General features: G+C 43.0%; 16 protein-coding genes. 3 read left to right on the forward strand and 13 right to left on the reverse strand.

The features are described from left to right. Nucleotides 1-28 precede the first annotated feature (28 nt). On the reverse strand, nt 29-316 hold the full coding sequence (locus ACY2RR_RS19560; RefSeq protein WP_490109865.1) for a DUF3817 domain-containing protein: 288 nt from the start codon (nt 314-316) through the stop codon (nt 29-31). Between the two features lie 145 nt (nt 317-461). Between ACY2RR_RS19560 and ACY2RR_RS19565 the strand changes: the two genes are divergently transcribed. Further along, entirely contained in the window at nt 462-932 is a 471-nt protein-coding gene (locus tag ACY2RR_RS19565; RefSeq protein WP_490109866.1) for a GNAT family N-acetyltransferase, read from the forward strand. 90 nt (nt 933-1022) lie between these two features. On the opposite strand, the gene hmpA is transcribed toward ACY2RR_RS19565, so the two are convergent. Further along, nucleotides 1023-2228 (reverse strand): NO-inducible flavohemoprotein, encoded by a 1206-nt coding sequence (gene hmpA, locus ACY2RR_RS19570; protein WP_490109867.1) that lies wholly within the window; start codon nt 2226-2228, stop codon nt 1023-1025. A gap of 137 nt (nt 2229-2365) precedes the next feature. Here hmpA and ACY2RR_RS19575 point away from each other — a divergent pair, with 137 nt between their 5' ends. Then, nucleotides 2366-2809 carry an Rrf2 family transcriptional regulator gene (locus tag ACY2RR_RS19575; RefSeq protein WP_490109868.1) on the forward strand — a complete coding sequence of 148 codons (444 nt, stop codon included), beginning with the start codon at nt 2366-2368 and terminating at the stop codon, nt 2807-2809. Nucleotides 2810-2908: 99 nt separating this feature from the next. Next, nucleotides 2909-3409, forward strand: a complete 501-nt coding sequence (locus tag ACY2RR_RS19580; protein ID WP_490109869.1) for a cupin domain-containing protein — start codon at nt 2909-2911, stop codon at nt 3407-3409. 95 nt (nt 3410-3504) lie between these two features. Here ACY2RR_RS19580 and ACY2RR_RS19585 read toward each other — a convergent pair whose 3' ends face one another. From ACY2RR_RS19585 to ACY2RR_RS19635, 11 genes are all read right to left on the reverse strand, one after another. Then, entirely contained in the window at nt 3505-3846 is a 342-nt protein-coding gene (locus tag ACY2RR_RS19585; protein ID WP_490109870.1) for a hypothetical protein, read from the reverse strand. A gap of 100 nt (nt 3847-3946) precedes the next feature. After that, on the reverse strand, nt 3947-4255 hold the full coding sequence (locus tag ACY2RR_RS19590; RefSeq protein ID WP_490109871.1) for a DUF1272 domain-containing protein: 309 nt from the start codon (nt 4253-4255) through the stop codon (nt 3947-3949). Nucleotides 4256-4303: 48 nt separating this feature from the next. Then, the gene (locus ACY2RR_RS19595; protein WP_490109872.1) at nt 4304-4648 is read right to left on the reverse strand and encodes a nuclear transport factor 2-like protein; all 345 of its coding nucleotides are present in this window, start codon (nt 4646-4648) and stop codon (nt 4304-4306) included. A 90-nt stretch (nt 4649-4738) separates the two neighbouring features. Continuing rightward, nucleotides 4739-5323: a hypothetical protein gene (locus tag ACY2RR_RS19600; RefSeq protein WP_490109873.1), complete on the reverse strand. Its 585-nt coding sequence runs from the start codon at nt 5321-5323 to the stop codon at nt 4739-4741. Nucleotides 5324-5414: 91 nt separating this feature from the next. Further along, entirely contained in the window at nt 5415-5918 is a 504-nt protein-coding gene (locus ACY2RR_RS19605; protein ID WP_490109874.1) for a hypothetical protein, read from the reverse strand. Between the two features lie 66 nt (nt 5919-5984). Then, nucleotides 5985-6407 carry a 3TM-type holin gene (locus ACY2RR_RS19610; protein WP_490109875.1) on the reverse strand — a complete coding sequence of 141 codons (423 nt, stop codon included), beginning with the start codon at nt 6405-6407 and terminating at the stop codon, nt 5985-5987. Nucleotides 6408-6512: 105 nt separating this feature from the next. Beyond that, the gene (locus ACY2RR_RS19615; RefSeq protein ID WP_490109876.1) at nt 6513-6881 is read right to left on the reverse strand and encodes a hypothetical protein; all 369 of its coding nucleotides are present in this window, start codon (nt 6879-6881) and stop codon (nt 6513-6515) included. A gap of 145 nt (nt 6882-7026) precedes the next feature. Further along, the gene (locus tag ACY2RR_RS19620; protein WP_490109877.1) at nt 7027-8859 is read right to left on the reverse strand and encodes an Lnb N-terminal periplasmic domain-containing protein; all 1833 of its coding nucleotides are present in this window, start codon (nt 8857-8859) and stop codon (nt 7027-7029) included. Nucleotides 8860-9002: 143 nt separating this feature from the next. Continuing rightward, a complete protein-coding gene (locus ACY2RR_RS19625) occupies nt 9003-9524 on the reverse strand; it encodes a DUF3015 family protein (RefSeq protein ID WP_490109878.1) in 522 nt (173 codons plus the stop codon). A 306-nt stretch (nt 9525-9830) separates the two neighbouring features. Then, nucleotides 9831-10043 (reverse strand): hypothetical protein, encoded by a 213-nt coding sequence (locus tag ACY2RR_RS19630; RefSeq protein WP_490109879.1) that lies wholly within the window; start codon nt 10041-10043, stop codon nt 9831-9833. 119 nt (nt 10044-10162) lie between these two features. Beyond that, a complete protein-coding gene (locus ACY2RR_RS19635; protein ID WP_490109880.1) occupies nt 10163-11542 on the reverse strand; it encodes a DNA/RNA non-specific endonuclease in 1380 nt (459 codons plus the stop codon). Nucleotides 11543-12447 lie beyond the last annotated feature (905 nt).

The raw sequence follows: 12447 nt of genomic DNA on the forward strand, positions 1-12447 counted from the left end.
GTATATGCTCAAGGTTGGTCTGATAGGCTTAAGTGGCTTGTGCTTCTGGTTCCTGCTGGGATTTTCGCAAATACATCTCGACAGCAATAAAGGCGAACGGCACAAGGGCAGCCAGAAATACCAGAAGCCAGACCATAACAGGCCAGCCCTGCTTGTGTGAGGTATGCAGCGACAACACCAGATAAAGAAGAAATAACACACCATGGGTAATTCCCAGGGCAAATACAAAGTCACGACTGATCAAACCCGCAGTCACAGACAAAATAACCAGATAAGACAGACCTTCCAGTACACTGGTGATTCTAAACAGACTCAAAGCAAACACCCTTGCCGTAGAATTATTTTATTTCGTTGTTATACCGCAGTTATACGGCGATGGTTATGCAATCATACGTGTTGTCTGTATGAAGGTATAGAAAGTAACCAGTCTGATGTTTTCAGTGTCATGGATGTAGGAAGTAATGATAACAATCGAAAAACTCACCGATACCAATCTAGCTGCTGTACAGAAAATCCAGATAGGAGATGACCAGCTGCAGTTTGCGGAATCAGCAACAGCCTTTCTTGCAAGTAGCAGTGAAACTGTACATCTCCATATCATCAAATTTGAAGGTTCTGTTGTGGGATTCTTTAAGTTGGATATGGCTTTTGCCGAGAATCATGATTTTTGTCTTGCAGGATCTATTGGGCTGCGTTCTTTTGTTATTGATAGCCGACAGCAGGGCAGGGGGCTGGGAATAGCATCCGTTAAAGCTCTGATTCCTTTTGTGAAGAACCATTACCGTGATATTGAATCAATAGTTTTAACGGTCAACTGCAGAAACCTCGGTGCTTACCAATGTTATTTAAAAGGTGGCTTTGAAGATAGCGGTCAACAATACCTTGGCGGAGCGGCAGGGCCTCAACACATCATGTGTGCCCGTATCGCATAAAGTGACACCACAAAGGGAAAAGGGCAGGTTGTCACGGTATACATCGAACTCGGTGACAACCTTGAATATCCATCTCCAGATGGCTTTTAATTACAGGCTGCTGTGCGGGCCAAACACTTCATAGTGAATACGGTGTTCTTCCACTCCCCAACCTTTCAGGGTGTCATTCACAAACTGCATAAACGGAAGTGGACCACAGAAGTAGAAATGTGCGCCGGGCAGGTCAATATCATCACGAACCTGTGTAAGGTTCATAACTCCTTCGCCCGTGTGGGCAGAGGTGTTTACATCGACATCGCTGGGTTTGTTATACCAGATGTAACTTTTGAGGTTTTCATATTGTGCTGCTTTCTGTTGAATGTCTTCAGCCAGAGCATGATGTTCACCATTCTCACAACCATGCAGCCATAACATCGGCCCCTGATGCTTCTTTTGAAGCAGTGTATTGAGCATTGCCATCAATGGTGTGAACCCGACACCACCGCTCAAAAGAACTATTGGACTCTGTGACTGAATTTCAAGATAGAAGTCACCTGCCGGTGGCATGACTGCCAGCTTGTCACCGACCTGAATATGGTCGTGCAAGTGGTTAGACACAACACCTTTCTCTGCACCATTCTCACGTTTGACACTGATGCGGTAATGCTCACCATTAGCGGCATCAGAAAGGGAATACTGGCGAATTTCCTGGTGTTCGGAACCTGCGGGTTTTACCTGGATACCAAGATATTGGCCTGGCTTGTAACCAAGTATTGGCTGTCCGTCTTCGGGTTCCAAATAGAATGAAGTAATCAGTGCACTTTCTTTTTCTTTCCTGGAAACCACAAAACTTCGGGTACCTTCCCAGCCGCCATGGGTTTGGGCCTGTTGCTCGTAGAGTTTGCTCTCACGACCAATAAACACCTGTGCCAGCAATTGGTAAGCCTCAGTCCAGGCCTGCAGCACCTCAGGAGTCGCCGCTTCACCAGCCAGCTCGCGAATTGTCTCAATCAGATGATGACCAACAACATCGTACTGTTCGGGTTTCACCAGAAAGCTGGTGTGCTTGTGGGCAATACGCTCAACTGCAGGCAGGAGCGCTTCCAGGTTTTCAATGTTGCGCGCATAGGCCAGTACAGCATCAAACAAAGCAGCGGGTTGTCCGCCAGTGCGCTGATGGCTCATATTGAACACATCCTGTAGCTCTGGGTGATGATGAAACAGGCGCTGATAAAAATGTTTGGTGAGGTCGGTTTTGACTGTCTCGAGCAACGGAATTGTGGCTTGAATTGTAGTAATGGTCTCGGACGAAAGCATAAACATCCTGCGGTCTAAAGTTGTTTTTATAAGTTGTACTTAAAATGCATCTTTATAATGTTGTATTTTAAATACATGTTCAACAGAAATTCGGTTACAATTTTTTAAACCGTTTGTGACCGCAGAAAAAAAGAGTTATGCGACTCACCACTTATACCGATATTGGCCTGCGTGCTCTGCTCTATCTGGCTATTCAGCCACAGGGACATATTTCCAGAATCAGTGAGGTTACTGAGGTGTATAACGTCTCTCGTAACCATATGGTGAAAGTCATTAATCAATTAACCCATGCTGGGTTAGTGCGTGGAATACGAGGGAAGGGTGGTGGCATAACCCTGAACAGGCCTGCTGATGAGATCTTTCTGGGAGAAACAATTCGACTGCTGGAAAAGCACCTGGATGTGGTCGACTGCAGTCACGGCAACTGTATATTGGTTGGCAACTGTCGTTTGAAGAATGCCTTCTCCGAAGCTATGGACTCCTTTCTAACGACGCTGGATCAATATACTCTGGCAGATATGATTGAGGACCGACAGGGGTTAACACAGATTTTGCAGATTCACGATGCAATCCCTGCTTGAAGACTCAAGGAAGTTATGTGAACTCTCATGCTGCTATAAAGCAGCACAAACTATATTGAACTAGCCTGACCTTTGTCTTGTAAGTGCAGGCTTTGTCACATGTTATGTAATCACTGGAAGAAGCTTACTGTAGTTGTACTTCCTCTATCTATAACCCTTTACGGTTGTTCCACTCTTCAAGAGAAAGAACCTGCAAGCTCTGGCTCCTGCCCAGTTGGAGAGCAAGGGCATAACCCGCTGTACGATGCGCCAAAAGAGTCAAGCAAGATCAGTGTGCGAGAACTTGCCAGTCTGGATCTGGGCAAAGAAGCACCAAATCTGGAAGGAAGACGACTGCGAATACGTACTATAACTGTTGAACCTGGCGGTTATGTATTAATACATTCCCATGATGTTCGCCCGGCTCTTGCAATGGTGACAGAGGGACAACTCTATGAGCATGTCAATAATTGCAAAGTTCCAATTTTGCATAGAAAAGGGGACATTATTCGAGAGTACAAGGGCGTTGAGCACTGGGTTATCAATAAAGGTAAAACCAAGGCTGTTTTAACGGTCTCAGATATTCCGGATGACAGAAAAACCAAGGGGTCTTTCAAGTGATGGCCTGACCGGTGATCAATAAATAAAGACTGGGTTTAAGATCTTTATATGAGTTTTCCCCTGGGACGCCAACAACGTTCCAGGGCACCTCCTAGCTAACCAAGTTGATCAATCATGACGGCATTGCTGTATACGAGACTGTTATCCACTTCTCGGTGACCTACTAAGTGGAACTGCCCTCGTTGATCGTCGTTTCGAAGGTATACTCTAATCTTGCAGTCCTTTAATGAGCCACAATCACTGGATGTGGACAGTTCCATTGTAGAAATATCGATAGGCACATACTTCTCTGGTTTATGGTTTTCCTGTAACTCTTCTTCAGCCTGTTCCAGAAGAAGGTGGCACTCATCGTTTATTCTGAAATGGATTTTTTCTACAGGAGACGCTTGCTGAGAAGCATTTTCTTTACACCAGCCTTCAAGTGTAAAAGTATTCATGAGCACTGGCTCCTTCGGTGTACAGATGAAGGAGTATAGAATTCTTCGGGTTTGTTGCTTGTACCTCTTAAAGGTCACATGCCTATGAGAACCTATCTTATTAACGACCCTCTGGCTCTATTTCTTTGACAGCTTGTGAGAATTCCCGGATTTCATCGGGCGTATATCTGGTATTCACACGTTTAGTTGATGCAGGCTGGTGCTTCAGACTGATTCCTTTTCTTCGCTCTGTTTTTGGCCGAACCGGCCTTGAAGTAAAACCACCACCACAATTTGGGCAGACGTTGCTTAACAGGTTTTCCACGCAGCCCCTGCAAAATGTGCACTCGTAAGTGCAGATGCAGGCCTCGGTTGAAGTGGGAGGAAGGTCTTTATCACAGGCTTCACAGTTTGGCCGGAGCTCCAGCATGGTTAACTCTCCATGTTAGTAAAGTGTTGGAATGAGTCGCTCAGAAGATCACAGGCGCTGAACCTGGATGTGCTGAATCTTGCCATCAAATATAATTACATCTTCCAAACCAGAATACTCTACGGTTTCTCCTGCTTTCGATGTGCCAACAAAATCAAATTCAAAGTGAATAATGCCAGGTTTAATTTCCGAAACTGTGTTCACCACCCACTCAAGCTGACTAAACATGCCGTGGTGAAGCCTTTGCATAGCCATGATGTCACTAACACCTAGAAACAGCTCACCCTTTCCAGACCGGAACGTGGAACTATCACAAAACAGCTTTGTAATTTCTTCAAAGTCGCTGTCGTTGGATAGTGCGAAATAGTGCTCTGCTAGTGCTAAAGGGGTCATTGTCTCTACAGCCTCACCGCTTTATATAAGAAAGTGCAGTATAGGTTTTCAGAACCTGGTGAAATACCGGCATTTAGTGTAATTCTGGGTTCAATTGGAATTATTTGTTGCACGACTATTAAGTAAAAGTTTTGCTTTACCCCAACATACCGCTGTAAAAAAGCCGATTGCTGCAAGTAAGCTGATGCAAACAAAAAACCACTTTGCAGGCGTTGCTATCTGAGCAATGTTGCTGAATACAAGCCCTTTGTCTGGGTAACTGGACATAACGAGAGAAACAGAGATGTTCTCGATGAAATCACACAATAATGCTGCTAGCGGAACAAGGTTAATAACACTTGTTCTTCTATTTTTTCCGAGCTGAGCATGGCACCAGCTTATAGATGTAACCAGGAAAAGCGTATAAACAAGGGGCCAGGCGATATCATATTGAATCCTGCTGCTGATGTATGCAGACCGACCAGATTCACCATAGGTCTCCACTAACTTATAAATAAGATCTTGTGAGTAAAAGAGTTGAGTGTCCGGTGTTCCCAGGCCAGAAGAAATTTTAGCCATCTGTTCAGCCAAGCCTGGCAAAATAAACACAGAAAAAGCAATAAACACGAGAAGAGAAAGCAGTGTTACTGTGGCCGTTGAACAATCCTGTAAAGACTTTGATAGCTTTTCAAGCATAGAAACCTCTGTTGTGCTTGAGTTGTATAACGTGAACTGATGGCGTACTTCGTACGGCACTTAGAACGTAAACCCTGTTTTCTTGCCATGTTCAGGCTTGCACGGGAGTGATCAGAAGACTGATTGCCGCTGCACCAACACTGGCAGTATTAGCGAGCATAAACCACAGAAATACCCTGCTTTTAAAGGTGAATTCAAATCTGAAAACTTTTTTATAGACTAAACCTTCAACCAGAACATTCACTGCACAAGCCAGTATGAAGGTTACAATCCATGTTAAGGGGTTGAATGTACCGATACTGAAGACATAGTACATAAGAAGCCCCGGCCCAACCTCCCAGATTATTCCTGAAAGTGGGATCAATATAATCCCTAAAATTGCTGAGGCTGCATTTGCACAAATCGTAGCTGTGAAAGCTTTTCTTAAGTTCGGGCAGACTAATTTCTGAACAAACAGCATTTCAATAATTAAGCCGACAGTGATTGCCCACCATGAGAAAAGTCTTGTTTCAAGATATAACGCTGGCCATACGACATTAGCAGACGCGGCTGCTGGAATGGTTAAAAGTATTAGAGCTTTTATAAAGTTTGGCACTCACCTATTCCTTAACATAACGCCTATGTGGGAAGCCTGCAGCCTTACACGATACACTTGCTATGATCACTGACCTATTTTGGTTTCTCTGGCAACACCCTTCATTTTCTCGAACGTTCTTAATCCACCCATGCCCAGCATTGCTAATACAAGCTGGTACAGACCATCAGTATTCATTACAGGGAGATCTTTCACACTTAGATCAAAACTTGCGATTGCCCAAACGAGTATGGGCTGCGCAATAAATGCCCAGAGTAAACCTATACCACACACCCAACCAATAAATGGTCTCCAGCCAGCAACAAAAACACTTCTGTGTGAAGCTTCAATTGCGTTAATTTTTGCTTGTTCAGAGCTTGCCTGCGTTACAGCAGCGAGTAACTCTTTTTCAAAGTCTTCTTTTGCTTTCGCTCTGGCTCCAGGGTCAGGGATGCGGTCAACCAGTTTGTTAACGACAGGGCCAATTAGGGGGAGAAGGAAGTTCCACATGATTATTCTTCTTCATTGTTATTATGTAGTTAGTTATAGCTGAAACACTGTGTAGGTAGCAGAAATAATTCGGTCATATCAAATACCCTTTCTCATGCCAAACACCTATAACTTCGCAATGTAGAGAGTACCAAGTATGATGGTTGCACCTATAAAAGAAATTACCGCTCCATGACTTACTTTACGCAGACTTAAAGATTTCTCTTTTAAATTTACATCAATCTCTGCTGATTCTTCAGACCTCTGTTCATTTAACCCAATAATAATCAGTTTAACTCCCAAGAAGGCTACCAGTCCGCCGATCAAAACTGCAACACCGAAAATAGCGTATTCGACAACAGGCGGGTAATAATTTGTGATGTTTATTTCCCTACGGCCATCTGGATGTATTATCTCAGTTTGCGATGATCCGTATGAGAGTGAGCATCCAAGAAAAGTAATAATAGTTGGCAGCGATTTCTTCCATAAACTCATATGCACTCCGTTGTCTTATAAAAACCTGTGATTTCTCCTGAAGCTAAAAAGGTACCCCATACAGTCCGTTGCTGTACACGAAGTACCTCTTAGCTGAATTCAAAACCACATAGACTTTATTGCTGTGCACATGTCATTGGAATAGCTACCAGTAATAACCAATCCCGACTGAGAATTCGTTAGCGTCATCTGCTAGATAACTTAAACGTAAATCCCATGTTTTCCCAATTGGACGTCTTACCGTGAATGAGTGAGTATTCAACACATCATCACTCTTACGGTGTGGGTACCAGTTCTGTTTGTACTTTCCTTCAAAGCTGAACTTTTCTGCAGTATATATGGCTCTGACCTCGCCATATCCGAATACCGGAGAGGTGTTATGTTTCCTGCTTTGCAGGGCTGCTCCGAGAGAGCCCACCAGAGTTAAATTGTCATGAAGCTTCCAGGCTTTTCCCCTGTTTGTATCAAGCCTGAGCACGCGACAATCTGAACAGGAAGAGGGTACCCTTTTTAATGTTAGAGCTAGCTGCCAGGCCTTATTACTGTCGCCGGGAAGGCCCGTGGAACGTGAGTTCACATTACTGATACGAAAAACCTCGAACTCTCGTAGAGACAGCTCACCTCCTGAGTGCTCAAGACTGACTGTTGCCATGCTGAGATGGGCATCAGCGCGATGACCAGGGCCAGCATCCAGTGCATCGTAGTAGGCTGGCCGCAGTGTGAATAACTGTCCGTTCCCTCTTTGATTGTTATGGAAAGTTGATAATTGAAACCATGATGGTGGTCGTCCTTCATGTGGTGAAGTCGGCGGTACAACAGCGAAGTGAGAGCGCCCTGGTGGGAGTTGATAACGCAGGGATAGAACCTTTCTCTGCTTCTCTCGATCACCTTCTTCATCGTGGCTGTTGGTTACATCCCGATAGCGGAAATAATCCAGTAATGTGTCCAGAACCTGGTGCTGGGATGCTAACGACATGTTCTGGAACTTGGCAGTATCCAGTAGATCCATATTATGAATACTTTCTGAGACCAGTTTTTTTTGTTCTGCCGTCAGTGTTTCAAAGCGCTGGTAAAGGCGGGTCTGTCGAGATGGGTGAAATACAACGTCTTTCACTAATGGCTTTCCGGAATGGTGCGCAGAGCCTAGCAACTGGATTTGGGTTTGAGGAATCACCCAAGGATAGGGGGGTGGATTTACAGTTACATCGTCGACAATTTCCAGCAGTTCACCCAGACGATAGGAACAGTTGTGAGTGAAAAAGTAATAGGTGTACTTTTGGCGTTGTACTTCCCATGCATGGGCCAGAATAAAGGAAACAGCCTCATCAGGAAGATCTAGCTCGTATTCCCATAGATCACGCAACTCCAGCTCGCCATAGCTTTGATTGTGATAATAGTAGCGTGCCTGGCTGAAGCTGGCTTCATAAAACCCTCCCATGCCTTTTAAAACATACAGTACAGGATTTTCTTCATCGGGAACCAGAGCACCGAAGTTTACCGCTGTATCCAGCAGTTGCCGTGATCTGGGGCTATGGCGTTGATTAAACTTGAGCAGGGTATGGCCATAGTAAGAGGCAGGGTTACCCAGGAAACCAGTGGCAAAAATCACACTGACTGATGAAGCTTGTGTCTGCTGTCGCCACTGATTGTAAGCAGGGCAAACAATGTCAATTGGCTTGTGCTTTTCTATGTTTGTATCGGACGTAAATAAATGACGTTTCAACCATTGATAGCGGGCTGGAAAACGACACTGCGGATGGCTGTTTGCGTCCCCCTCTAAGGGTTGGTAAATACCCTGTATAGTGGCCTTTAGTTCTTTTTCGGGATGTGTTGCACCGTCAGGCGAAAGGAAAAACTCTTTGGAGTGTATAGCGCTTTTCAGGCTGGAAAATGCTCTTGGCTCCAGATGCAGTAATTTTAACCATGTAGGATGTTGTGCCAGGCCGAGCGTTTGAGCGTTATGAATAATAGGTTGCACGTTACTCGATGGTAAGGTCGCATGCACCAGACAGGAAGACACGAAGAAAAGTATGATAAAAAGCGAACGCATGGATAAAAGTCGATACAACTGTTTGCGGAGTGAAAGGCTGGCATGTAAAACGCCAGCCGAATAGACAGGCTTTAGAGCACGCAGCTTGTTGGTGCGTTAGCAATAGCGCTATCCAGTGCGTCGTAATAAGCAGAAGACTTCTCTACGAGAGATTGATCTGCATAATCAGACTGGCTCACAATAGCAGCCATATCTTTTCTTACAGATTGGGTAAGGGAAGAGTGGACAGCTGTTTCACAGCCTCGCAGAGACAGCATAGCGGCCACGTGCTGGCCTTCACCATAAGCTGTTTCCTCTGCAATATTTTCGTAGTTATCAATGATAAATTGAGCAGTTTCTACCTGTTTCCCGTTACAGGTTTCAGGGCTTGCTGTTGCGGAAGTGAGACCAGTAAGACCTAAATCCCAAATCACGTTGGATGTTACAGCGGCCCAGCCTACAGTAGGGAATATGGCAGCACCGATACCGCAGTCAGTAAAAGGGTTGGGGCCAGTACCAGCTACCCCTTTATTCGCTGCAGTTGCAGTAGCACTTCCGAGAGAAATAGTCAGTGCGGTTGTCAATAAGCCAGCGGTCAGTATTTTTTGAAACAAAATACAAATCCTTATTGTTGATGCTTTTTATGTTGTGTGCCGATAGAAGGCGGGGCCATTGTACGCACAGGTAATCAGGATTGAAATTGTATACAGGGCTCTATAGCCGTGAAATCGTCAGACAATCACCTGGTTCTGATATAACTAAGGGATGTGAGTGATGGCGTGGTTTGTGATGGCAAGGCCACAGCACCTAGCCGGCGTCTTCAAAAGGGTTAAGACAAGAAGCCACCGGTAAAGAGTCTTGGGTGCCGGGCTTTTAGCGACGTGCTTTATGCTGGGTATAAGAGGTTGTTTATTAATTATCTACTTCTTACCATAAATTTTCTGATAGAGCTTTTTCCCTTTATCCGCGAGTTCTTGAATTTCTTTTTTATCATGTGTAAGGACATAAGCAATAGCAATTGGAGCTACAACAACTGACGCATTAACAGCTGTTCCAAGAGCGGCAACTCCAGCAGATGTAGAAGCCACAGTCTCAGCGGTGCCTATAGCACAATGTTTAAATAATTTTTTCATCAAACTTCAACTATACATACTGTATGGAAGAGAGCGATAAGACTATTGTGGATAGCCACATAACGCCTGCCTATAGGGCATTAAAGGCGTCTCTAGCAGCTTGCTGGCGCGTACTAAAATCATTTTGCTCCCCAAAGTGTGCTAGAAGGGGTGCTTTCTAAACGTTCTTCTGCCGCAAGGTCTAACTGGTTAAAGAAATCAAGCCCTGTTAATCTCTCTATTTCATCAATAGATACAATGTAATTTTCAATATCATTAGATGCTTCATCTGAGTTAGGAACAATAAAAGATAACGCTTCAATATTAGAACTGTCATTCAGGCGATAAATTATTCTAAAAATATGAGTAGGCACCGCTACGTCGTTTTTTCCAATGGTAATAAGTTTAACTCTTTCGTCATCTCCCATGAATATTGGTCCGGCTATTATTCCTATTCCGTCCTTAGCATAGGATCTTCCAAGATTTTCTAATGAGAGCCATGTCGTTCTATTTACAAGGAGTGATTGAGGTATCACAGTAGCCAAACTATTTGCTTCATTTAGCTCATGGCTTCCAAGGTATTTCATATCTGAAAGTGACACTAAATGCCCTCTATCATAGCCAGACCCTCGGTAATCATCATTTGAGGATTGGAACACGGTGTTAATAAGCGGTTCATTTACAAAGCGGTTTGGCCGCTCTAGATCTATACGTTCACCTTTAATCCAGTAAGCAACCCAGTTAGGTATTCGTAGAATATGGTTGAAGCTAAGAATGTACCCTTTCTTACTGATCAACCCCATTCCACCAGGTACTCCGAATTTCACATACGCCTCATACTCGGAGATATCAGCTTGTTTTATTTCCTCCATATTAAAAGAGCGGAAATAGTTTTGAGGCATGATAAATGATTGAATTCTTGAAGGTGTAGACGAAAAAATAGAACTGTCTTTTACCAATTCGGCATTACTTAAATTAAGAGACTTATAAAATAGTTGGCTATCAATGGTAATAGGTTGAAACACATAATGTCGATTACCAGATTTTGTAGATACTTGGACAATGCTGCCTTTATTAACTCTAAATCGACCTCTTCCGTTAGGCTCAATGGTACTGATGAATTGATCTCCAGTATGTATATCTTCCATTTGCATACTAGAGTTTGTGGTGATTTGTTCTTTCTCTGTATTTATCTCAATTATGGCGTTAAACTTCCCTTTCTCCCATTTTTCGTAAAGCTCAAATCCGAAAAATCCACAAGCTATAGTTATCAACGTTAATGTAAGTAATGCTCTTTGTTGGTTTGATAAAGAAAAAATCCATATAACTTTGAGAGCCTTTCCAAGCCAAGTAATTTTATCACCAAAGAAAACAATGGATATTAGTGAAGCATAACCAATTAATGATGAAGATATTAATGTAAACACTCCTATGCCATCAGACCAAGAAAGCCACAACGCAACTTGTGAGACCAGAAGTGCTAGTACCAACAAAGTAGCTATTTGAAGAGCTTTTAGCATTATGAGCTACCTCCCTGGACTCTTTGGCCTAAGTGTGTGATTGTCCCACACCTAGGCAGTTTGTTGCCATACACGGCGTATTTTTAGGTATTTATTGACTGATTACTATCAGCACAAAATAAATTTATGGACTGGTCTTTTTGCTCTTTTCTTAATTCTCTAAGACATTCCGCTATCGAATTATACGGAGTAATAGACATGCTTTTTTTATGATCGTAGCGCACTAGATATTTCTTTGTGTATCGATTTTTATCGTGCCAGCGCGATAGTGTTTGTGGACTGGTTGCACAGCGGTATTGTGTGCCAAATCTTAAACTTTTTGTATTGAGTATATGTGTAAATACCTTCCAATTATTGTAGCTGCCATGCTCGCGCTCTTTTTCACATTCCTGTAAAGAACTTATTTCATCACTTTTAAAGAAAACTACAGAAGTTAAGGTAGTGCCCGTAACTTTCGTTCGAGCCAGTAAGTAAGTATTTTCAGCATTTACGGTTGAACATAGAAAAGTGAAAATACTAAAAATTGAAACCTTGAATATATACATATTTTAATTAATTATTGTTTAATACTACCTTATTTTACCGTACACTTTAGGTACCACTCAACATGTTCTCATCATTGTTTATTGCTTAATTGATTTTTATAGCTCTTGAATTCTACTGATTTACATCGATCAAGGTCAGATTTGAAAACAATACAGTTTGATTTATAACCGTTGTTTGCATCGATATACCCTTGCTCTTTACATTTCGTTAAAAGAGCCTTTTTCTAGGATTTCAACGAATAAAGATTAAGGTTCAGCATATATATTCATGTTAATTGACAGAAGTATCAGTAAACAGAAGGTTATATTAGTTTTACTCACTCTGAATCTGTTTGATGTTGTTCTACTGATTTTTTATAA

This window comes from Parendozoicomonas sp. 2304DJ65-17 (assembly GCF_058148445.1).